Origin of the sequence: Mesorhizobium sp. M0077 (assembly GCF_040322955.1) — a bacterium.
Lineage (GTDB): Bacteria > Pseudomonadota > Alphaproteobacteria > Rhizobiales > Rhizobiaceae > Mesorhizobium.
This window is the reverse complement of the sequence record NZ_JAMYUL010000013.1, coordinates 84,031-104,707: the sequence shown is the minus strand read 5'-3', so window position 1 is coordinate 104,707 and position 20,677 is coordinate 84,031. Positions and strand designations below refer to the sequence as shown.

Here is a 20,677-nt window from a genome sequence, read left to right as displayed (position 1 = left end):
AAACGCCGGCCTCAGGTCCCGGTTCCGTGCACCAGCTTCATGAGTGGCGACTTGCATATTCGTCCCGGCTTAACCGCTTGTTGGGGCTTGCGCTCTAAGGTCTTCCCTGACGTCAAGCGGGGAAGTCACCGTCCTTTGGACACCGGCCTGTTCATAGCGCTGCTCAATCCGACGATCGCGCTGGCGCTCGGCGCGGCGTTCCTCGTGCTGTGGTTCTATCAGCGCCACCGGCCCTATCTGGCTGTGCTCGGCACGAGCTATTGCGTGTCCGCGCCCGGCTTCCTGCTGCAGTATTTCACGCTGCCCGGCGGCATGGTGCTGACCAAGCTGGTCTCCAACGTCTGCTTCACGCTCGCCGCCTGTTGCCTCGTCGGTGCGATCATCTCACGCTACGGCAGGCGCGTGCCCTATATCGCGATCGGCATTCTGGCGGGTGGCGGGATGGTGGCATTCTGCTGGTTCCTGTTCGTCCAGCCGGACTTGACTTGGCGCATCCTGTCGATCAATTTCGGCTTTGGCGGCCTCAGCCTGCTGGTCGCCGCCGAGCTGCGCGCCGTGCGCAAGAACGGCCCGACGGAAAAAATCCTGTTCGTATTGTCGCTGCTGTCCGGGCTGAACTTCATTGGCCGCACGCTGCTCGTCGTCATCTCGCACGGGCCGTTCACCAGCTATGACGGGTTTTATGGCTCGTCCTACTGGACGACGGCGCTTTTGACGCACGCGCTGCTGTCGTTGCTGATCGCGCTCTGCCTGTTCTCGGCAGCTGCGCTCGACGTGATGAAGGCGCTGAAGACCGAGACGCACACCGATCCGCTGTCTGGCCTGCTCAACCGCAGGGGTTTCGAGGAGCGCGCCTTGCTGGTGCTGCAGCATTGCGCTGTTACCAAGGTGCCGGTCGCGCTGGTGCTGGCCGATCTCGATCACTTCAAGGCGCTCAACGACAAATACGGACATGCCGCGGGCGACCAGGTGATCGCCGACTTCGCCGCCAAGCTTCGCGCGGCCGCCGGCACGCGTGCGGTTGCCGGCCGCATCGGCGGCGAGGAGTTCGCTGTGCTTCTGTCGCTGAGCGATCTTGCCACGGCGCGGCTGTTTGCCGAAGCCGTGCGCACGCACTATTCGGCCGGCAGTGTCGACGGGTTGCCGCCGGGCACCAGGGTGACCGCGAGCTTCGGCGTCGCGGCGCGCACCGGCGACGAAGGGCTGGAGCCGCTGATGCGGCGCGCCGACGAAGCGCTCTACAAGGCCAAGAAGAACGGCCGCGACAGCGTGCGATTGTCCTATGAGCGGGCGGAAACGGTGTTCATCCCGGATACAGGCAGCGTCGGTTAGCGTCTCGCTTAAACGGCCTCTCGGCCGTGCCGGATCATCAGCGGCAAGGGCTGAGGTTGGGCATTTCGCCATCGGAGAGGCCGTACATATAGGAGCGGCCCTTCACGAACACCGGCGGCTGGTAGCAGCCACGCCTGGAGATGTGATCCGCCTCGTCTTCATAAAGGACTTCCGGTTCCGCTTCCGGCTGCCCGGCGCTGGTGTAGTCGGACAATTTCTTGGCCAGCCTGCCTTGGCCGACAATGATGCGCTTGTAGCCGGCTGCGCTGTCGATGACGAGATTACCTAGGGAATCGGCATAGACGCGGTCATGATGGCGCGACCAGGCCATTGCCGGGGCGGCGAAGCCGAGACTGGCTGTCGCCAGCACAAGCGCCGCAAGGCGCGCTCTTCCTGAATTCGAAAGCATGGTGTCCTCTCTGCTGTGGACCCGATCGAATCGGAAATTAACCTTTTCTTAACCTTTGTTAAGAGGGCAGGCGCATCCGGCGGCGATCTCTCGCCAAACATGGTTAATATCCGACGGGATGGAAACCCGGGCGTCATCATTCGGCCATGCTTGCCCGCACCATCGGCCGCGACGCACACACCTACGCTGACGTCGGGTGAGCTTGATCTTGGTGGAACATCGCGGCTAGTTAGCCGCGCAGGAGGACAGCATATGGCGTTACGCCGGACGTTTCGGGTGACGCTGTTGTCGATCCCCTTGCTGACTGCCGCAGCCTGCGTGCCGCAGAACGGCGCGCCGACGGCGGTGAATACCGTACCACCCACTGTCGCGCCCGCGCCGGCTCAGCAGTCCGCCGCACCTGTGGCGCCCCCGGCTTCCGCAACGGCTCCGACAGCGCCTGCCGCACCTTCAGCCAAGATCGTCACCGACCTTACCGCGCCGCGGTCTGCTGTCGGCACGGCAACTTACAGATGCGGCAATGGCGGCAGGATCACCATCCAGAACCTCGGCACGGCGTTGCGCGTTGTCAGGCCCGATGGCACGACCGAGGAGTTTGCCGCATCACCCGCCAACCAGTCCAGCCGCTACCAGGAAGCCGCGTCGCATGACGCAATCGTGATCGACGCGCGCGAGGCGCTGGTGATGAAGAGGGGCTCGACACCACAGACCTGCAAACGATAGCCTGGCGTCGATTGCAAAGGAAATGCCGCACTGCAGCGAACGGTGCGCCGGCTTTCGACGGTGGCCAAATCGATTGAAGCGAAACAGCAGCCTTTTGTCAGACTAAATGACGTTTTCAAAACGATTTTCCGGCTTTGACGCGGTGCAAAAAGAGCATTAGAAACCGGCTGTCTGAAGTCATATATCGAGGCGGTAAGTGCCGCTTTCCACCGCGGCTCCGGACATCGAACTGGGGCAGCCATGAGCAAATCACCAGCCACCCGAACCGCCAGACGTGAACGGCCGCTCTCGCCGCACCTGACGATTTACCGCCCACCGATCACCATGACGATGTCGATCATTCATCGCATCACTGGCGGGGCGCTGTATTTCGGCACGCTGCTGGTCGCCGCGTGGCTGATGGCGGCGGCGAGTTCGCAAGGCGCTTTCGATTGGATCAACTGGGCCTTCGGCACCTGGCTCGGCCGGCTCATCCTGTTCGGCTACACCTGGGCGCTGATGCACCACATGCTGGGCGGCGTGCGCCATCTCGTCTGGGACACCGGCGCCGGGCTGGAGAAAAACACGGCATCGAAGATCGCCTGGGCGACGCTCGCCGGTTCCATCCTGCTCACGCTGCTGATCTGGGTCGCCGGCTACATGGCGCGGGGAACCTTGTGATGAGCGGCACGAACAACAACGATATGCGCACGCCGCTGGCCAAGGTCCGCGGTCTGGGCTCGGCCCGCGAAGGCACCGGGCATTTCTGGCGACAGCGGCTGACGGCCATTGCCAACATCCCCCTGATACTGTTCTTCGTCGGGTTCCTGATCGCGCTCAATGGCGCCGGCTTCACCGAGGTGCGGGCGGCGCTCGCCAGTCCGTTCGTGGCGCTGGTGTTGGCGCTGGTGCTCGTTTCCGGTCTCACCCATATGCGTGTCGGCATGCAGGTCATTATCGAGGATTACGTGCATGCCGAAGGCATGAAGCTGGCGCTGATCGCACTCAGCACGTTTTTCACCATAGCGGTCGGCGTCGCCTCGATCTTCGCCCTGCTCAAACTGGCATTCGGAGGCTGATTTGGCCAAGGACGCGAAATCGGCCACCGGCTATACCTTTGTCGACCACAAGTTCGACGTGGTCGTCGTCGGCGCCGGCGGCGCCGGCCTGCGTGCTACGCTCGGCATGGCCGAGCAGGGCCTGCGCACGGCCTGCATCACCAAAGTGTTCCCGACCCGCTCGCACACGGTAGCGGCACAAGGCGGCATTGCCGCGTCGCTGTCCAACATGGGTCCGGACTCCTGGCAGTGGCACATGTACGACACCGTCAAGGGTTCGGACTGGCTGGGCGACGTCGACGCCATGGAATATCTGGTGCGCGAGGCGCCGGCGGCGGTCTACGAGCTCGAGCATTACGGCGTGCCGTTCTCGCGCACCGAAGAGGGCAAGATCTACCAGCGGCCGTTCGGCGGACACATGATGAATTATGGCGACGGCCCGCCGGTGCAGCGCACCTGTGCTGCCGCCGACCGCACCGGTCACGCCATCCTGCACACGCTCTACGGCCAGTCGCTGAAGAACAATGCACAGTTCTTCATCGAGTATTTTGCGCTCGACCTGATCATGGAACCGGACGGCACCTGCACCGGCGTCGTCGCCTGGAACCTCGACGACGGCACCATCCATCGCTTCTCCGCCAAGATGGTGGTGCTGGCGACCGGCGGATATGGCCGCGCCTATTTCTCGGCGACGTCGGCGCACACCTGTACAGGCGACGGCGGCGGCATGGCGGCACGGGCCGGCTTCCCGTTGCAGGATATGGAGTTCGTGCAGTTTCATCCGACCGGCATCTACGGCGCCGGCTGCCTGATCACCGAAGGCGCGCGCGGCGAGGGCGGCTATCTCGTCAATTCCGAGGGCGAGCGCTTCATGGAGCGCTACGCGCCGTCGGCCAAGGACCTGGCCTCGCGCGACGTCGTCTCGCGTTGCATGACGCTGGAGATCCGCGAAGGCCGCGGGGTCGGCAAGAACAAGGACCATATCTTCCTGCATCTCGACCATCTCGATCCGGCCGTGCTGCATGAGCGGCTGCCGGGCATTTCGGAATCGGCCAGGATTTTCGCCGGCGTCGACCTGACCAAGGAGCCGATCCCCGTGCTGCCGACGGTGCACTACAATATGGGCGGCGTGCCGACCAATTACTGGGGCGAGGTGCTGAACCCGACTGTCGAGAATCCTGACCGGGTGTCACCCGGGCTGATGGCGGTCGGCGAGGCCGGCTGTGCCTCCGTGCACGGCGCCAACCGGCTGGGCTCGAACTCGCTGATCGATCTGGTGGTGTTCGGCCGCGCCGCCGCAATCCGCGCCGGCCAGGTCATCGACCGCAATTCGGCGATCCCTTCGCCAAACGAAGCCTCGGTCGAAAAGATCATGGACCGCTTCGACCGGCTGCGCCACGCCAATGGCTCGACGCCAACCGCCGTTCTGCGTGAGAAAATGCAGAAGGCGATGCAGGAAGACGCCGCCGTGTTCCGCACACAGGAGTCGCTCGAAAACGGCTGCAAGCGCATTTCGCAGATATGGACCGGGCTCAAGGACCTGAAAGTCTCCGACCGCTCGATGATCTGGAATTCCGACCTGGTCGAGACGCTGGAGCTGGAAAATCTGATGGCCAACGCCATCACCACGGTCTACGGCGCCGAGGCGCGCAAGGAGAGCCGCGGCGCGCATGCGCGCGAAGATTTCTCGGCCCGCGACGACACTATCTGGCGCAAGCATACGCTGGCCCGGCTAAGCGAGGACGGCCAGGTGAGCCTCAGCTATCGTCCCGTGCACACCGAGCCGCTGGTGGCGGAAAAGGACGGCGGCATCAGTCTTGCCAAGATCGCGCCGAAGGCCAGGGTGTACTGACCATGGTGCCGAAGCCCGTCATCCGAAAGGATCTGAGGTAATGGTCGAACTCACGCTTCCCAAGAACTCCAAGGTGCAGCCGGGCAAGACCTGGCCGAAGCCGGAGGGCGCCACCAACCTGCGGGAATACCGCATCTACCGCTGGTCGCCCGACGATGACGAGAACCCGCGCATCGACACCTATTTCGTCGACATGGACGATTGCGGGCCGATGGTGCTCGACGCGCTGCTCTGGATCAAGAACAAGATCGATCCGACGCTTGCCTTGCGCCGCTCATGCCGCGAAGGCATTTGCGGCTCCTGCGCCATGAACATCGATGGCTCCAACACGCTGGCCTGCACCAAGGGCTGCGACGACATTTCCGGCGCCGTCAAGGTCTACCCGCTGCCGCATATGCAGGTGGTCAAGGATCTGGTGCCCGACCTCACCAATTTCTACGCCCAGCACGCCTCGATCCAGCCATGGCTGAAGACAGTGTCGCCAGAGCCGGCCAAGGAATGGCTGCAGAGCCATGAGGATCGCGAAAAGCTCGACGGGCTCTACGAGTGCATCCTGTGCGCCTGCTGCTCGACCTCGTGCCCGAGCTATTGGTGGAACGGCGACCGCTATCTCGGCCCGGCGACGTTGCTGCAGGCCTATCGCTGGCTGATCGACAGCCGCGACGAAGCCACGGGCGAACGGCTCGACGATCTCGAAGACCCGTTCCGGCTCTACCGCTGCCACACCATCATGAACTGCGCCCAGACCTGCCCGAAGGGGCTCAACCCGGCCAAGGCGATTGCCGAGATCAAGAAGATGATGGTGGAGCGGCGGGTTTAGTTGAGGCGAGTTCGCTCGCGGCAATCTCGAACGCGGCGATCCTTCGCGCGCCCCTCTGTCCTGCCGGACATCTCCCCACGGGTGGGGAGATATCCGGTAGGACAGAGAGGTGGGCGCTGTCTCGCCGGCGCTAGAAAGGATACTCAACCCAATGAGCGAAGAGCTTCCAATCCTTAATCCGATCGAAGTCCGTGTGCTCGGCTGCCTGATCGAGAAGAAGGAGCTGACGCCGGATGTCTATCCGCTGACGCTGAATGCAGCACTTGCAGCCGCCAACCAGAAGACGGCGCGCGAGCCTGTGATGGCGCTCGAGCCGACAGAGGTGCATCGGACGCTGAAGCTGCTCGAGCAGAAGGGGCTGGTGCGTCAGATGTTCGGCTCGCGCGTCGAGCGCTATGAGCATCAGATGGCGCAGCGCTTCTCGCTGACGAGGCCGCAGACTGCGGTGATCGGCCTGCTTTTGCTGCGCGGGCCGCAGACGGCGCATGAGTTGCTGGCGCGAGCTGAGCGCATGGCGCGGTTTTCGTCGATCGAAGACCTGCGCGCTGAACTCGACATGCTGATCGGCCGCCGACCGCCGCTGATCCAGGAAATACCGCGCGGGCCAGGCCAGCGCGAGGACCGCTACGTGCATCTGCTCGCAGGACCGGTGGACGTCGCGGCGTTATCGGTGCAGCGGAGCGCGCCGGCCTTGCCTGCTTCCGACCTGGAAGCGAGATTGGAGGCTCTGGAGCAGGAAGTCGCAGCCCTTCGCGCCCGGCTTGATGCGCTGGGCGCCTAATAGTTATCCGAGACGTTGGTGGGACAGCACCCCCCTCTGGCCTGCCGGCCATCTCCCCCTCAAGTGGGGAGATCAGGTGTCACGCCGGCCTTCGCCAATCACGAACGTCGAAAGAAAGTGCCAGCTACCGAGCTTCCAATCTCCCCGGGAGATGCCCGGCAGGGCAGAGGGGGGCGCGAAGAATCGCTACCCCGGGCAAAATCGGCGGATCACCCCAGCTTCGCGTCGAGCGACACTGCGATGGCCCCCAGTGCCTTCGAAACCGGGCACTCCGCCTTGGCCTTCTCGGCCAGTTCCTTGAACTTCGCCGCATCGATGCCCGGCACCTTGCCGATCAGGGTGATGGCGCTGCCGGTGATGCCGGTGCCGGGCACCAGCGTCACCACCGCCTTGGCGTCGAGCTCGGTGGCGGGCGTGCCGTTCTCGGCCAGGAAATGCGACAGCTGCATGGCGTAGCAGCCGGCGTGTGCCGCCGCGATCAACTCTTCGGGATTGGTGCCGGATTTGCCGCTCTCGTCCTCGAAGCGAGCCTTGAACGAATAGGGCGTGCCCTTCAAGGTGCCGCTCTGGCTGTCGAGCGTGCCCGTGCCCTCCTTCAGATTGCCTTTCCAGACGGCGTTTGCGGTGCGGTCCATAAGATTCTCCTTGATTACAGCGACAGCGCCGGCCACGCGGCGTTCCCTCCAACTATAGCGCGGCGGCAGGGGAAGACCACCGCGCTGTTTCGGCCGGATGCGACGCCGGCGAGCCCTGCAAATCTTTTCTGAAAAATGTGCGTGCAAAAATGTCGACTTGCATCGGCGCCGGCCGTCCTGCGAGCGTCCACGGATTCTCGTGGCGGATGGAGATCCAAGATGAACAATCTGTTTTCTGCCCATTGGAACGACGCCGACAAAAGCGCGCGTCTACACGAGATCGAGTGCTCGCGACCTTCCGGCTTCGGCCGGCTGCTTGCTGCGGTCGCTGTGATCGGCATTGCGGTCTGCGTGCTCGACCACGCTGCTGCCGGCAGGGATGCCGCCGGCGCCGTGATCGCATATGCTTCGTCACAGCAAGGGAGCTGGAAATGAAATATGTCTGTCTGGTCTACGGCGAGGAAAAGGACCTCCATGCCATGACGCCGGAGCGTTTGGCCAAGCTCGACGCCGATTCGATGGCCTATGATCGGTCATTGGACCAGCAAGGCAAGCTGATCATCGCGCAGGCGCTGCAATCGGTGAAGACGTCGAAGACGGTGCGGCGGCGCCAAGGCAAGCGGCTGATCACTGACGGTCCGTTTGCCGAAACCAAGGAGCAGTTGCTTGGTTTCGTCATGATCGAAGCCGACACTCTCGAACAGGCGCTGGAGATCGCCGGCAAAATTCCGCTGGCCGAAATCGGCACCGTCGAAGTCAGGGCGATCTACGACGTGCCGGGGTCTTAAACTAGCCCCCGCTCCCTCACACATCTATGCAGGCCGGCGGATCATATCCGCCGCCTTCTCGGCGATCATCACCACTGGCGAGGCGGTGTTGCCGGAGACGATGCGCGGCATGATCGAGGCGTCGACGACGCGCAGGCCCTCGACACCGATCACGCGCAGGTCCGGGCTGACGACGGCGCGGCCGTCGACACCCATCCTACAGGTGCCGACCGGATGAAAGATGGTCGTCGCGATCGAGCCGATCTGGTGCAGCAGGTCCTCGTCCGACTGGTGGGCGAGACCAGGCAGGATTTCTTCCGGATGGAAGCCGGCAAGAGCCTTGGCGGTCATGATGCCGCGCGCCTGGCGCACCGAACGCAGCGCGATCTCGCGGTCGCGCACCGTCGAGAGATAGTTCAGCCGGATTTCCGGCTGCACCGCCAGGTCGCGGGTCGTGGCGTGCACCGAGCCGACGCTCTCGGGCCGCAGATTGCAGACCGACATGGTGATTGCCGGGAACGGGTGCAGCGGGTCGCCCAGCCGGTCGGTAGACAAGGGCTGGACGTGGTACTCCAGGTCCGGCGTCGCCATCGACGGACCGGATTTCGAGAACATGCCGAACTGGCTCGGCGCCATCGACATCGGTCCCGAGCGGCCAAAGGCATATTGCAGCGCGATCTTCGCCTTGCCGCGCAGGCTGTTGGCTAGCGTGTTGAGCGTCAGCGCCGACGACACTTTGTAGACAGTGCGGATCTGCAGATGGTCCTGAAGGTTCTCGCCGACATCGGGGCTGGCGTGAACCACATCGATGCCGAGCGCGGCGAGGCGATCCGGCTCGCCGACCCCGGAAAGCTCCAGCAGTTTCGGCGTGTTGATCGAACCGGCGGTCAGCAGCACCTCGCTCCTGGCCTTTGCCTCAATGGTTCGGCCGCCGGCGCGATAACAAACGCCGATAGCACGCTTGCCCTCGAACAACACCGTCTCGACATGGGCGTTGACGACCAGCCTCAGGTTCGGCCGTCGCAGCGCCGGGCGCAAGAATGCCTTGGCTGTGTTCCAGCGCACGCCCTTGCTCTGGTTGACTTCGAAGAAGCCGGACCCCTCATTGTCGCCGTCGTTAAAATCCTCGCGCGGCATGATGCCGAATTCCTTGGCCGCCTCCTGCACCGTGTTCAGGATCGGCCAGGACAGGCGTTGCCGCGCCACTTTCCATTCGCCGCCGGAACCGTGCAGCTTGGTCTTGCCGCCGTGATGGTCCTCGGATTTGAGGAAGTAGGGCAGCACATCGTCCCAGCCCCAGCCGACATTGCCCATCTGCCGCCAGCCATCGTAGTCCGCCGCCTGGCCGCGCATGTAGATCATGCCGTTGACCGAGGTGCAGCCGCCCAGCACCTTGCCGCGGGGATAGACCAGCGAGCGGCCGTTCAGGCCGGCTTCGGGGGCAGTCTTCATCATCCAGTCGGTGCGCGGATTGCCGATGCAATAGAGATAGCCGACCGGGATATGCACCCAGTGATAATTGTCGCTGCCGCCGGCCTCGAGCAGCAGCACACGCGTCGCCGGGTTTTCGCTCAGGCGATTGGCCAGCACGCAGCCAGCGGTGCCTGCGCCGACGATGATGTAGTCGTAGTCGCCATCGAGCCGTTGGGTCATTGCGGTGGTTTACTCGGCGGTGTTCTACTCGGTTCTGCCGCCTGTTCGGCCCAGAACGATCGCAGCGTATCGGCAAGGCCGCAATAGGCGCGATAACGCCTGTTGTAATGGTCCTGCATGGCCGGGTTCGGACGATAGGCGGCGCTTGACCGGGTCATGGCGTCGACGCCGGCCTCATAGTCGGCGAACAGGCCGGCCGCGACCCCGGCGCCGATCGCCGCACCAAGTGCGCCGGTCTCGCGTGCTTCAGGGACGGTGATCGGCACGCCAAGCCCGTCGGCGAAGATTTGCGGCCAGTGCTCGCTGCGCGAACCGCCGCCGGACAGCACCGCTTTGTCGAAGCTGACACCGGCGTCCTTCAGGACATTGATGTGGCGCCGGTGCTCGAACATCACGCCCTCGAACAGCGCGCGCAGCATATGGCCTTCCCTATGCCAACCGGCGAGGCCGTAGAAGCCGGCGCGGAACTCCGCCCCTTGTCCCGACCCGTAGAGAAACGGGTGGAACATCGGATCGTCCCAGGTTGGCGTCACCGCGCCGACAGCCGCGTTGCAGTGGCCGAACGGATCGTCATAATGGGCACCGCGCTCGACGAATTCGCGTACATACCATTCGAGATTGGCGGCCGATGTCGCGCTGGATTCGATGTTGACGAAGCGGCCGGGACCGAAGCGCGCCACCATGAAAACATCTGGGTCGACGACCGGCGCGGTGGAGAAGACCTGATTGACCGACCAGGTGCCGGCGATAACAGAGGCTTCGCCGGGGCGCACGACGCCCGCCCCCATGGCGCTGGCGACGACGTCGAAATAGCCTGCGATGACCGGCATGCCTTCCGCCAGTCCGGTCTCTTCAGCCGCTTGCGCGGTGACCGCGCCGGCGATGTCGGCGCTGTCGAGCAACCGAGGCAGCTTGGCCTGCGCATCCTCGATGCCATAGAGCGCGAGAAGCTCGGAATCATAGACGCCTTCGGGCATGCGCACGAGGCCGCAGCCGGACATGTCGGAGACATCGCTGACGCGCTCGCCCGTCAAGCGGAAAGTGATGAAATCCTTGCACAGCATCGCTGTGCCGGCCGCGGCATAAAGGTCGGGCGCATGCTGCTTGACCCAGGCCAGCAAGGTCGGCGTCTGCGCCGGCCACGGCTTTTGCAGGCAGATCGCGTGCAGCGCTGCGGCGTTGCGCGAGGCCAGCGTCGACGCCATGCCGGCGGCGCGCGTGTCGAGCGACTGGATGCCGATCAGCGGTTCGCCGGCACGGTCGACCAGATAAAGACCGTTGCCATGGCCGGCGCAGCCGACGGCGGCGATCTCGCGGGCATCGATGCCGGCCTGCGCAATGCAGGCGCGTATGGCGTCGCGCGCAGCGGCCCACATGCCGCCGAGGTCGCGCTCGACATAGCCCGGCTGCGGCGTGTGCGAACGGCCGGCGACCGCATGCATGGCGATCTGCCGTCCCGTATGATCGAACAGCACCGCCTTGATGATGGTGTTGCCGGCGTCGAGGCCGAGCAGATAGGCGGCTTGATCAGCCATTGTTGTAGATGTCCCAAGCCTCTTCGCCGCCGGCGTCGTTGTGGATCATCGCCATCAACGCACTCACTACCGCCTTCGGATTGGCATGCTGATAGATGTTGCGGCCATAGACCAGCCCCTTGGCGCCTTGTCCGAGCAGGGCTGACGATTTTGCCAGCACCGTCTTGAGATCATCCTTGCCGCCGCCACGCACCAGCACCGGCACGCGTGCCGCCTCGACGACGCGGTGGAAATCTTCCGCGTGCTCGGTGGGGTCGGCCTTGATGATGTCGGCGCCCATTTCGGCGGCGAGCCGCACCAGCGTCACGATCTTTTCCGCATCGCCGTCGACCTGATAGCCGCCTCTGATATCGTTGGGCAGCATGACCAGCGGCTCGATCATCAACGGCATGCCGTAGCGATGGCAGGCGGCGCGGACCTTGCTGATGTTTTCGACGCATTGGCGAAACAGTTCCGGCTCGTCGGGCAGCATGAACAGATTGACGACGACGCAGGCGGCATCCATTTCCAGCGCGCCGATGATCGGCTCGTCATGGTTCTGCAGCATCGACCACATCACCCGGTGGCGCTGTGCATTGTAAGGGTTGCCCATGTCGATGCGCATGACCAGCGCCGGCTTGCCCTTGTCCGGTCGCGATTGCAGCAGATCGGCCTGGCCATAGGCGAGCTGCAGCGCATCGGGCCCTGCCGCGATCAGCGTGTCGATGACACGTGGCATGTCCTCCAGGCCGATGAGAAACCCCGGTTCATTGCAGACGCCGTGATCGAGCGCCACGTCGAGGCAATTGCCGTTGGTGAACATCCGGTTCATCCGGGCCTTGGTGCTGACTTTCATGTTCTGCTCCTGGGATCGTGCGTTGGTCGAGCATCTCTTGCGAGACGCCGTGATAGGTGTCGAGTTCGGCGATGAGACTTTTTATCTCCTCGTCGCGGTGCGGATCGCTCCAGCCGCGTTCGGCGGCCAGTGCATCCGCGATGCGCTCGATTGATACCGTCGAGATGTCGCCGGCAATGGCAAGCGACGTGCGGCGCAAGACAACATCCGAGAGGCAGGTCACGAACTCATGCCGGGCGAGATAGACGATCTCGGCCGTCGTGGTTTCGGTCCTGTCGTCGAGCCTGGTGTCGTCGGGACGACCGAGGCAGAACAGGATGATGTCGCGCGCGCCGCTGCCGTAGCGATCGATGAGATAGGCGGCGCGGTTGGCACTGATCGCGAACTCACCCGCCAGCTCGGTTGCCAGCGATGCCGGATTCTCGGGGAACCCGAGGCCGCCGCCGATCGGCAGGGCCAGCGTACTGCAAACGCGCTCGCGGCCAAGTTCGGCCAGCACGTCGTCGGCCGCCTGTTCGGCGAAGGCGCGGAAGGTCGTCCACTTGCCGCCGATCATGCAGAACTGCGGGATGTCGCCGGCTATGCGATGCACGGAATGGCCGCGCGATATCCTGCCGGTGAAGGCATGGTCGCTCTTCGGCAGCGGCCGGATGCCGCTATAGGTGAAGACGACGTCGGCGGCACGGACCGGAATGGACGGGAATACCAACCGCGCCGCCGCCAATATGTAGTCGGTCTCGGCCGGTTCGCAGCGCACGCGCCCGGCCTCGCTGACGCGGATGTCCGTCGAGCCGACCAGCACCTTGCCGAGATAGGGAAACATGATGCAGACGCGGCCGTCGGCATTCTCGAAGAAAATCATGTGGCCACTGAGCGCCTGGTACAGCGGCTCATTGTCGAGGATGAGGTGCGAGCCCTTGGTGCCCTCGACCAGGGGCGCCGCGGGCTTTTCGGAGGAGTCGAGCCGGGCGATCGCCGAATCGAGCCAGGCGCCAGTCGCGTTTACGATCGCCTTGGCGGTCACGATGAAACCTTCACCACCCACCGTCTCGGTGAGCTCGAAGGCCGATCCCGCCCGCGCAATCTCGGCGCGGTTCAGCGCGAGGCTGTCGGGCAGCAGGCGTGCGGTATCGAGCAGCAATTCGATGCCGAGCCGTTCGGGGTAGCTGATCCAGGCGTCGTAATAGGTGGCGGAAAAGCGCAGTTTGGGGTCGAGCGCCGGCCATTGCGCGAAGGTCGCCTTGGCGTCGCGGAAATTGTGGCGCGGCAGCACCCGGCGCTTGCGCGTCGTCCAGTCGTAGAGCGCCAAGCCCGCCTTGATCGCCAGCGCGCCGCGGCTGGAAGGCGTTTCCGAAAGCCCGAGAAAGCCTGCCGCGCCGTTCATCAGCCCGGAGAAGACGGAGCGGATCGGAATTGTCGTCGGCAGCGGCCGCACCATATGCGGCGCATTGGCCAGCAGCGCGTCGCGTTCGCGCAGCGATTCCTGCACCAGGCCGAACTCGCCATTCTCGAGATAGCGCAGGCCGCCATGGATCATGCGCGAAGGGGCGGCACTGCAGCCCGAACAGAAATCATTGCGTTCGACTAAGAGCACCCTCAGACCCTGCAGCGCCAGTTCGCGGAAAACGCCGATGCCGTTTATGCCGCCGCCCATGACGACGACATCGAACGCGCCGTTGCGGCGGATCGTGTCGAGGATGACGGTTCTCTGATCAGGCATGGCTTTGCCGGGCAAGGTTGGGCCGTTCTGCCGTCCGGTGGACGGCAGCTCAACTTGGTTCGGGTTACTGGTGGCGGTCAGGCGTCGAGATTGGTCAGATGGCGGCTGGCGGCCTCACTGATCTGGTTGATCTCCTGTCCCGACAATTTGATGCGGCCGGCCTTCGCGTTTTCCCTGGCTTGCTGCGGGCTGCGCGCGCCGCAGAGTGAGAAGGTGATGCCGGGCTGCTGCAGCGTCCAGGCGATGACCACCTGCGCCTCGCTGGCGCCGTGCGCCTCGGCACTCGGCTTGATCGCTTCCATCAGCGCTGCCACCTTGCGGCGGTTGGGCTGCGAGAAGCGCGGATTGTCCTTGCGCTGGTCGTCGCCGGTAAAGACGCGGTCGGGACCGATCTTGCCCGAGAGCAGACCGAGCGCCAGCGACGAATAGCTGAGCACCGACACGTTGTTCCCGGCGCAGAAGGGCAAGAGATCCTGTTCCATGTCACGCGCAACCATGCTGTATTCCTGCTGGACCGCATCGAGCTGGCCGGCCGCGAGATAGGCCTTCACATCGGCGACGCTGACATTGCTGGCGCCGATGGAGCGGATCTTGCCCTGGGTTTTCAGCCGGTCGAGCGCTTCCATCGTTTCAGCGACCGGCGTCGTCGGATCCTGCCAGTGGGTGATGTAGTGGTCGACATGGTCGGTGCCGAGGCGACGCAGGCTCTGCTCGACTTCGTAGACGACAGAGTCAGCGCCGAGATAGCGATGTACCGGCGCGCCGTCATAGTCGAAGAAGCGATTGCCCTTTTTCGCGTGCCAGATCAGCCCAAGCTTGGTGGCGAGCACGACCTTGTCGCGGCGGCCCTTGATCGCCTTGCCGACGATTTCCTCGGACAGCCCCTTGCCGTAGGCCGGCGCGGTGTCGATCAGCGAAACGCCTTCATCGATCGAGGCGCGGATGGTGTCGATGGATTGCGCCTCGTCGGTGCCGCCCCACATCCAGCCGCCAATGGCCCAGGTGCCAAGGCCAATCGCGGAGGCGGATATTCCCGACGCGCCAATGGTGCGCGTCAACATTTCAGGCGACATTGCGTATGCTCCCCGCATTGCTCAGGACTGCATTGGCCGTCTCTTCGTCGACGACCAGTGATTTGAGATAGTTGCCGCGAAGCGCGGCACGGATCGGCCAGATCTTTTCGGCGCCGCTGGCCACCCCCATCACCGACCGGCAGCGGCCAAGTTCCGAAGGCGCCAGCGCCACCAGGCGGTCATTGGGCGGGTAGTCGGCCAGCGTGCCGTCGTCGCGGATCAGATGCGCAAGGAACTCGCCGACCGCGCCGCTGGCGGCGAGTTTTTCGCGGTCGGGATCGAGGCCTGGGTGGAGGTCGTAGTAGCTCGATCCCGGCGTCTGAATCGACCCGACGCCGACCAGCGCGATCGCCGCCTTGCGCGCCAGGTCGAAGATCTCGCGCACCGAGGCCATGTCCAGCAGGAGATCGCGCTGCTCGCGGCTTTCGGCAAAGAGTGGCGCATGCAAGAGCATGCTGGTGCCGCCGAGGCGTTCGGCCAGCCGCGTCGCCAGATGGTTGACGTCGGTATAGTGCTTGCCCTGGACGCCGCCGGTCAGCGGCACGACGGTGACGTCGAAGGCGCGCTCGGGCTGCAGGTTTTCGACCAGCGCGCTGATCGCCTTGCCGCCGGTAATGGCGATGACGTCGCCGTCGCGCAAGGTCTCGAGCAACTGGTTGGCCGCCGCGCGCCCCACCTGCTGCAGCGTGCTGTCGGGACTGCCGGCCACGGTCGGCGTCACGATCGCGGCTGCCAGTTGCGCGACCTCGATCAGCTGCTTTTCGATGTCGACAAGGCGCTGGAACGGGCTCTCGACCGCGATCCTCAGCATGCCGAGCTTGCGCCCTTGCGCGATCAGCCGATTGACTTTCGACGCCGAAAGGTTGAGCGCCGCCGCAATGTCGTTCTGCTTCATGCCGTCGACGAAGTGCAGCACCAGAACGGTGTGGATCTGCCGGATCGCCTCGAAATCTTCCCTGCCGTCCGCCATCTCAGCCCCGCCGCTTGTTGAAGTGGTAGTCGGCGGTGACCGCCGTCAGCAGAATGGACCCGCGGATGATGTCCTGCCAATAGACGGACACGTCGAGCAGAGCGAGCGAGCTTGAAACGACGGAGAGCAGGATGGTGCCAAGGATGGCGCCGAGAATGGTGCCGGAGCCACCAGTGAGGCTGGCGCCGCCGATCACCGCGGCGGCGATGACGTTCAGCTCCATGCCGGCGCCGAAGGTCGGCTGGGCCGAGCCGAAGCGGGCCATGTAGATCACGCCGGCAAAGCCGCACAGCGTCGAGCACAAAGTTGTCGTCAGGAACACGACCTTCTTGGTGCGAATGCCGGAATAGGCGGCGGCCTTCTCATTGCTGCCGGTGTAGAAAACTTTGCGAAACATCGTCGTGCGGCGCAGCATGAAGTCGGACAGGATGACGAAGACGATGAAGATGATGATGACGACCGGAATGCCGCCAATGGCGCCCTGGCCGATGAATTTGAACTCGGGCGGCAGGGTATAGAGCCCGAGCGGGCGGCCGCCGGTGCCGAGCAGGCAGAGCCCGCGCGCAATCACCATCACGGCCAGAGAGACGATGAAGTGGTGCAATCCCACCTTGGTGACGAAGAAGCCCATAAAGGCGCCGATGCCTGCACAGGCCGCTATTGCAATCAATGATGCCAGCCAGGGGTCGACGCCGCCGAGGAAGAGCAGGCCGGCAATGACCATGGCGAGTGCGGTGACCGAACCGACCGAAAGGTCGATGCCGCCTGAGATCAGAAGGATCGTCATGCCGACGACGACGATGCCTTCGACCGCGAAGGCCATCGCCATCGCCCGCATATTGTCCCAGGTCAGGAAGTACGGCGATGCGAACGACATGACCGCAAAGAGCACGGCGATGATGAGGATCAGACCGGTCTCGCGCATCCTGATCAGGCCGCCAAGCCTTTCACCGAACCCGATGCGGGCCGGCGGCGTCACGCTGTCCATGCTTTCCCCCACGATGCTCATGCGGCGCTCCGTTGCCGGCCGTCATCGGCAAGCGATGCCAGGACCATGATGTTTTCTTCGGTCATTTCCGCGCCGGTGACCTCGCCGGTGATGCGTCCCTCGCGTACGATCAGCACCCGGTCGCAGACACCGATCAGTTCCGGCAGTTCCGACGAGATGACCACGATGCCGACGCCGTCGCGCGCCAGCTTGCGCAGGATCCGGTGGATTTCGGCCTTGGCGCCGACATCGACGCCGCGCGTCGGCTCGTCGAGGAAGATCACCTTCGGGTCGACCGATAGCATCTTGGCGATCGCCACCTTCTGCTGGTTGCCACCCGAGAGCGTCGAAACCGGCTGGCCGACATGGCCGCATTTCAGCGACAGCTGCCTGCCGATGGTTTCCGCCCGCTGCTTCTCGCGGCGGTCGTTGATGAGGCCGAAGCGCGTCGAGATCCGATCCACCGCCAGCGCCGAGATGTTGGCGGCGATCGACATGTCGAGGAACAGCCCGTCACCCTTGCGGTCCTCGGAGAGGTAGACGATGCCGGCGGCGATGCTGTCGCCATAATGGGTCAGCGACAGCGGCTTGCCATGCAGGCTGACATTGCCGGTCACCTGACCCTCCAGCCGGCAGATACCCCGAACGATCTCGCTGCGACCGGCGCCGATCAGGCCGCCAATGCCGAGGATTTCGCCCTTGCGCAACTGGAAGCTAATGTCGCGGAAGGTGGTTGTCTCGCAGAGGTTGCTGACCTCGAGCAGAATTTCCTCGGACCGCTCGTCGCCGCGCAGCTTCTCGGGATAGAGGCTGTCGATGACGCGGCCGACCATGGACGCCACCACCTGTTCTGGCGTCGTCGCCGATATGTCGAGCGTGGTGATGTACCGGCCGTCGCGCAGCACCGTGACGCGGTCGCAGTTTTCGAAGATTTCGGCCATGCGATGCGAGATGTAGATGATGCCGATGCCTTCGCCGGCAAGCTGGTGGATGATCTCGAACAGTTTCTTGGCCTCGCGCTCGGTCAGCGCGGCGGTCGGCTCGTCGAAGATGAGGATGCGGCAATCGAGCGTCAGCGCCTTGGCGATCTCGACCAGCTGCTGCTGGGAGATCGACAGGCTGCGCACCATCGCGGTCGGATCGATGTTGCCAAGCCGCGCCAGGATCGCGGCAGCGCGCTTCTCGAGGTCACGGTAATTCATCAGCAAAGCCTTGCTGGCGTTGGTGATCGACATGAAGATGTTTTCCGCCACCGAGACATCGGGGCACAGCGCGATCTCCTGGTGCACGAAGCCGATGCCGAGCTTTTGCGCCACCAGCGGCGAGCGGATCGAAACGGAGCGGCCGTCGATCTGGATGTCGCCGCCGTCGGGCGGCAGTATGCCGTCGATCACCTTCATCAGCGTCGACTTGCCGGCGCCGTTCTCGCCGGCAATGGCGTGGATTTCGCCGGCGCGCAGCTCGAAACCAACATCGCGCAACGCACGGACAGGGCCGAACGATTTGCTGAGGCCGGATATTTTGAGGAGGGCCGGTTTTTCCACTTGTGTGCTCACCTGCTCAGGGAGGGATAAGGCAACCGCGCCGGATGGCGCGATTGCCTGATGGACGCGATTAGCTGGGATCGCGGCCCTGCATGTACTTGTTCAGGTCGAACGAGTCGGCATTCTCCTTGGTGATGACGGCAAAGCCGTTATCGGCGAAGGGGATGCTCATCGGGTTGTGGCCCGACGTCTTGTAGTCGTTGAACGGGTCGATCAGCTCCGGATGCGCCGCCATGAAGGTGGCTACGAAGCCGAGATAACCCTGCATGCCCTGGTTCGGGCTCAGCGCCATGTGGATGTTGCCGGCCTTGATCTGCTCCAGCGTCGCCGGGGTGATGTCGGCGTGCATGATCAGCACCTTGGCCTTGGCTTCGAGAACGGCCGCGACCGCGCCTTCGGCCGAACCGGCTTCCGGAATCCACAGCGCCTTGAGGTTCGGGTTGGCTTGCAGCATCGAGGCCACCGCCTTGTTGGCGACATTGGCGTCCTGATTGGAGGCCTGGCGTCCGACCAGCTTCATCTTCGGATAGTTCTTGGCGAGATAGTCGATGAAGGCGGTGACGCGCAGATCGTGGTTGCTCTGGCCGGGGTTCTCAAGCACGCCATATTCGGCGTCGTCGCCGACCTGCTTGACGATCTCCTCGGCGGCAAACTTGGCTTCCGCCAGATTGTCCGAGGTGATGTAGGAGACGCGCTTGGATTTTGGCGAGTCGGCGGCGAAGGTGACGACGGTGGTGCCGTTCTCGATGGCGCGGTTGATCGGCTCGATGAACGGATCGGCCTGCATCGGGTGCAGCAGCACGCCGGCCGGCTTCTTGATCAGATCCTGTTCGAAGGAAGCGATCTGCTTGGCGATGTCATAGTCCGGCGTGCCCGAAAACACTGTCTTGCAGCCCATCGCCGCAGCCGCCTGCTTGAAGCCCTGATAGACCGGCACCCAATAGGGATGCGCGGAGACCATGACGTTCATCACGTAGGTCTCATCCGGCTTGCACTGAAACTTGCTCTCTGCCGACGCTGGCATCGCCAGGGTCAACGTCATCACAGCGGCGCTCAGCGCGCCCACCAGCCCAATCCTGTTCATTCTCTCCTCCGGGTTCCCCGACGATGAAAGCCTCGTCGCATCAGCTTTGCAAGAAATTTCATAAGATGAAATCTCTGGCGAGATTGAATACGGCGGGATTTATGGCATGTCAATGATGGCGAACGAAATATCAGTATGTGAAATATCTTGCAGGTGGGTGGGGTGGATGCGAAGTCGGCGTTATCGCCAAGCGGTTGCACCATCAGATGCCCGTGACGAGCGACCTGAACCCAGGACGTCCGATCTCGGCGTCTGGATGATTAGGGGGCCAGCTCTGTTTTCTCATCAGATACAATTCTTGCGTGTTGAAGCAACGCCGGAGTTCTCCTATCGTCGCCGCAATTTTCGGGGGAATTCGACATGCCTTTCCTGATTGCTATTCTCGGCGTGCTGGGAGCCGGGGCGTTCTGGTGGTATCGCATGAAGGCCATGAACGAAGCCGCGCGCGAGGTCGCCGACGTCGTCGGCCGCGTCCAGGGCAACATAAGGCGCAAGAAGCTGCGCAAGCAGGCGGCGCTGTCGCCGCTGACGGCGATCGACGATCCGGTGGTGGCGGCAGCAACGCTGATCATGGCAATCGCGGCGGAGCATGGTCCGATCCTGCCGAAGCGCGAAACGGTTATCCGCGAGGTGATCTCGCAGATTGCGGACAACCAGAAGAAGACCGATGAAGCCGTCGTCTACGCCAAATGGGCCGCGGCGCAGATCGACGACACGACGATCGTCATCGACAAGCTGGCGCCCTTCCTGCGCGAGCGCCTCGATCCGCATGAGCGCGAAGACCTGCTGCAGATGCTGGATCGTGTTGCCAAGAGCGGCGAGCAGAGTTTCAAGGTCGCCGACCAACGCATGCTGCGACTGCGGCAGAAGCTGGGGTTTGAGGTCAACTGACCTCGGTCAACATTGATCTTGAACGGAA

The 20,677-nt window shown here is 63.8% G+C and carries 21 protein-coding genes; 10 read left to right on the top strand and 11 right to left on the bottom strand.

The genetic code is table 11. The features are described from left to right. Positions 1-135 precede the first annotated feature (135 nt). Complete coding sequence (locus tag NKJ57_RS23425; RefSeq protein WP_352512793.1) at positions 136-1,332, top strand: GGDEF domain-containing protein; 1,197 nt, start codon at positions 136-138, stop codon at positions 1,330-1,332. Between the two features lie 37 nt (positions 1,333-1,369). Here the strand turns inward: NKJ57_RS23425 and NKJ57_RS23420 are convergent, their stop codons facing one another. Then, complete coding sequence (locus NKJ57_RS23420; RefSeq protein WP_023687709.1) at positions 1,370-1,741, bottom strand: hypothetical protein; 372 nt, start codon at positions 1,739-1,741, stop codon at positions 1,370-1,372. 252 nt (positions 1,742-1,993) lie between these two features. Between NKJ57_RS23420 and NKJ57_RS23415 the strand changes: the two genes are divergently transcribed. The 6 genes from NKJ57_RS23415 to NKJ57_RS23390 all read left to right on the top strand — a co-directional run bounded on the left by NKJ57_RS23415 (position 1,994) and on the right by NKJ57_RS23390 (position 6,954). After that, the gene (locus NKJ57_RS23415; protein ID WP_352512791.1) at positions 1,994-2,464 is read left to right on the top strand and encodes a hypothetical protein; all 471 of its coding nucleotides are present in this window, start codon (positions 1,994-1,996) and stop codon (positions 2,462-2,464) included. A gap of 240 nt (positions 2,465-2,704) precedes the next feature. Further along, on the top strand, positions 2,705-3,124 hold the full coding sequence (gene sdhC / locus NKJ57_RS23410) for a succinate dehydrogenase, cytochrome b556 subunit (RefSeq protein WP_023747372.1): 420 nt from the start codon (positions 2,705-2,707) through the stop codon (positions 3,122-3,124). Further along, a complete protein-coding gene (sdhD, locus tag NKJ57_RS23405; RefSeq protein WP_352512789.1) occupies positions 3,124-3,522 on the top strand; it encodes a succinate dehydrogenase, hydrophobic membrane anchor protein in 399 nt (132 codons plus the stop codon). The genes sdhC and sdhD overlap by 1 nt, the downstream gene beginning before the upstream one ends. A gap of 1 nt (position 3,523) precedes the next feature. Then, complete coding sequence (gene sdhA, locus NKJ57_RS23400) at positions 3,524-5,353, top strand: succinate dehydrogenase flavoprotein subunit (protein WP_023815320.1); 1,830 nt, start codon at positions 3,524-3,526, stop codon at positions 5,351-5,353. Positions 5,354-5,393: 40 nt separating this feature from the next. Then, positions 5,394-6,173, top strand: a complete 780-nt coding sequence (locus tag NKJ57_RS23395) for a succinate dehydrogenase iron-sulfur subunit (protein ID WP_023670510.1) — start codon at positions 5,394-5,396, stop codon at positions 6,171-6,173. Positions 6,174-6,324: 151 nt separating this feature from the next. Further along, positions 6,325-6,954, top strand: coding sequence for a YceH family protein (locus NKJ57_RS23390; RefSeq protein ID WP_023683887.1), 630 nt, complete (start codon positions 6,325-6,327; stop codon positions 6,952-6,954). A 209-nt stretch (positions 6,955-7,163) separates the two neighbouring features. On the opposite strand, the gene NKJ57_RS23385 is transcribed toward NKJ57_RS23390, so the two are convergent. Further along, complete coding sequence (locus tag NKJ57_RS23385; protein WP_023807689.1) at positions 7,164-7,589, bottom strand: OsmC family protein; 426 nt, start codon at positions 7,587-7,589, stop codon at positions 7,164-7,166. A 219-nt stretch (positions 7,590-7,808) separates the two neighbouring features. Here NKJ57_RS23385 and NKJ57_RS23380 point away from each other — a divergent pair, with 219 nt between their 5' ends. Continuing rightward, positions 7,809-8,024, top strand: coding sequence for a hypothetical protein (locus NKJ57_RS23380; RefSeq protein WP_023834681.1), 216 nt, complete (start codon positions 7,809-7,811; stop codon positions 8,022-8,024). Beyond that, entirely contained in the window at positions 8,021-8,377 is a 357-nt protein-coding gene (locus tag NKJ57_RS23375) for a YciI family protein (RefSeq protein WP_023670506.1), read from the top strand. The genes NKJ57_RS23380 and NKJ57_RS23375 overlap by 4 nt, the downstream gene beginning before the upstream one ends. Before the next feature lie 24 nt (positions 8,378-8,401). On the opposite strand, the gene NKJ57_RS23370 is transcribed toward NKJ57_RS23375, so the two are convergent. From NKJ57_RS23370 to NKJ57_RS23330, 9 genes are all read right to left on the bottom strand, one after another. Continuing rightward, complete coding sequence (locus tag NKJ57_RS23370) at positions 8,402-10,009, bottom strand: GMC family oxidoreductase (RefSeq protein ID WP_352512788.1); 1,608 nt, start codon at positions 10,007-10,009, stop codon at positions 8,402-8,404. Then, on the bottom strand, positions 10,006-11,544 hold the full coding sequence (locus tag NKJ57_RS23365) for an FGGY-family carbohydrate kinase (RefSeq protein WP_352512786.1): 1,539 nt from the start codon (positions 11,542-11,544) through the stop codon (positions 10,006-10,008). Before NKJ57_RS23365 ends, NKJ57_RS23370 begins: the two co-directional genes overlap by 4 nt. Continuing rightward, positions 11,537-12,379 (bottom strand): class I fructose-bisphosphate aldolase, encoded by an 843-nt coding sequence (locus tag NKJ57_RS23360; protein WP_352512785.1) that lies wholly within the window; start codon positions 12,377-12,379, stop codon positions 11,537-11,539. The genes NKJ57_RS23365 and NKJ57_RS23360 overlap by 8 nt, the downstream gene beginning before the upstream one ends. Further along, the gene (locus tag NKJ57_RS23355; RefSeq protein ID WP_352512783.1) at positions 12,291-14,099 is read right to left on the bottom strand and encodes a glycerol-3-phosphate dehydrogenase/oxidase; all 1,809 of its coding nucleotides are present in this window, start codon (positions 14,097-14,099) and stop codon (positions 12,291-12,293) included. The genes NKJ57_RS23360 and NKJ57_RS23355 overlap by 89 nt, the downstream gene beginning before the upstream one ends. 77 nt (positions 14,100-14,176) lie before the next feature. Next, on the bottom strand, positions 14,177-15,172 hold the full coding sequence (locus NKJ57_RS23350; protein WP_352512781.1) for an aldo/keto reductase: 996 nt from the start codon (positions 15,170-15,172) through the stop codon (positions 14,177-14,179). After that, complete coding sequence (locus NKJ57_RS23345; RefSeq protein WP_023742132.1) at positions 15,162-16,142, bottom strand: sugar-binding transcriptional regulator; 981 nt, start codon at positions 16,140-16,142, stop codon at positions 15,162-15,164. The genes NKJ57_RS23350 and NKJ57_RS23345 overlap by 11 nt, the downstream gene beginning before the upstream one ends. Before the next feature lies 1 nt (position 16,143). Beyond that, the gene (locus NKJ57_RS23340; protein ID WP_352512835.1) at positions 16,144-17,130 is read right to left on the bottom strand and encodes an ABC transporter permease; all 987 of its coding nucleotides are present in this window, start codon (positions 17,128-17,130) and stop codon (positions 16,144-16,146) included. Between the two features lie 17 nt (positions 17,131-17,147). Next, positions 17,148-18,674, bottom strand: coding sequence for a sugar ABC transporter ATP-binding protein (locus tag NKJ57_RS23335; RefSeq protein ID WP_352512779.1), 1,527 nt, complete (start codon positions 18,672-18,674; stop codon positions 17,148-17,150). 70 nt (positions 18,675-18,744) lie between these two features. Further along, positions 18,745-19,716: a substrate-binding domain-containing protein gene (locus NKJ57_RS23330; RefSeq protein WP_050587426.1), complete on the bottom strand. Its 972-nt coding sequence runs from the start codon at positions 19,714-19,716 to the stop codon at positions 18,745-18,747. Between the two features lie 402 nt (positions 19,717-20,118). On the opposite strand from NKJ57_RS23330, the gene NKJ57_RS23325 reads away from it, so the two are divergent. Next, positions 20,119-20,649: a hypothetical protein gene (locus NKJ57_RS23325; protein ID WP_023698376.1), complete on the top strand. Its 531-nt coding sequence runs from the start codon at positions 20,119-20,121 to the stop codon at positions 20,647-20,649. Positions 20,650-20,677: the final 28 nt, after the last annotated feature.

Bases quoted from the DNA above. Each gene is read 5' to 3' on its own strand.
- NKJ57_RS23395 (WP_023670510.1), top strand. From the start codon at position 5,394: ATGGTCGAACTCACGCTTCCCAAGAACTCCAAGGTGCAGCCGGGCAAG.
- sdhD (WP_352512789.1), top strand. From the start codon at position 3,124: ATGAGCGGCACGAACAACAACGATATGCGCACGCCGCTGGCCAAGGTC.
- NKJ57_RS23380 (WP_023834681.1), top strand. From the start codon at position 7,809: ATGAACAATCTGTTTTCTGCCCATTGGAACGACGCCGACAAAAGCGCG.
- NKJ57_RS23385 (WP_023807689.1), bottom strand. From the start codon at position 7,589: ATGGACCGCACCGCAAACGCCGTCTGGAAAGGCAATCTGAAGGAGGGC.
- NKJ57_RS23340 (WP_352512835.1), bottom strand. From the start codon at position 17,130: ATGGACAGCGTGACGCCGCCGGCCCGCATCGGGTTCGGTGAAAGGCTT.
- NKJ57_RS23420 (WP_023687709.1), bottom strand. From the start codon at position 1,741: ATGCTTTCGAATTCAGGAAGAGCGCGCCTTGCGGCGCTTGTGCTGGCG.
- NKJ57_RS23330 (WP_050587426.1), bottom strand. From the start codon at position 19,716: ATGACGTTGACCCTGGCGATGCCAGCGTCGGCAGAGAGCAAGTTTCAG.
- NKJ57_RS23325 (WP_023698376.1), top strand. From the start codon at position 20,119: ATGCCTTTCCTGATTGCTATTCTCGGCGTGCTGGGAGCCGGGGCGTTC.
- NKJ57_RS23365 (WP_352512786.1), bottom strand. From the start codon at position 11,544: ATGGCTGATCAAGCCGCCTATCTGCTCGGCCTCGACGCCGGCAACACC.
- NKJ57_RS23370 (WP_352512788.1), bottom strand. From the start codon at position 10,009: ATGACCCAACGGCTCGATGGCGACTACGACTACATCATCGTCGGCGCA.
- sdhC (WP_023747372.1), top strand. From the start codon at position 2,705: ATGAGCAAATCACCAGCCACCCGAACCGCCAGACGTGAACGGCCGCTC.
- NKJ57_RS23360 (WP_352512785.1), bottom strand. From the start codon at position 12,379: ATGAAAGTCAGCACCAAGGCCCGGATGAACCGGATGTTCACCAACGGC.
- NKJ57_RS23345 (WP_023742132.1), bottom strand. From the start codon at position 16,142: ATGGCGGACGGCAGGGAAGATTTCGAGGCGATCCGGCAGATCCACACC.
- NKJ57_RS23415 (WP_352512791.1), top strand. From the start codon at position 1,994: ATGGCGTTACGCCGGACGTTTCGGGTGACGCTGTTGTCGATCCCCTTG.
- NKJ57_RS23375 (WP_023670506.1), top strand. From the start codon at position 8,021: ATGAAATATGTCTGTCTGGTCTACGGCGAGGAAAAGGACCTCCATGCC.
- NKJ57_RS23390 (WP_023683887.1), top strand. From the start codon at position 6,325: ATGAGCGAAGAGCTTCCAATCCTTAATCCGATCGAAGTCCGTGTGCTC.
- NKJ57_RS23350 (WP_352512781.1), bottom strand. From the start codon at position 15,172: ATGTCGCCTGAAATGTTGACGCGCACCATTGGCGCGTCGGGAATATCC.
- NKJ57_RS23355 (WP_352512783.1), bottom strand. From the start codon at position 14,099: ATGCCTGATCAGAGAACCGTCATCCTCGACACGATCCGCCGCAACGGC.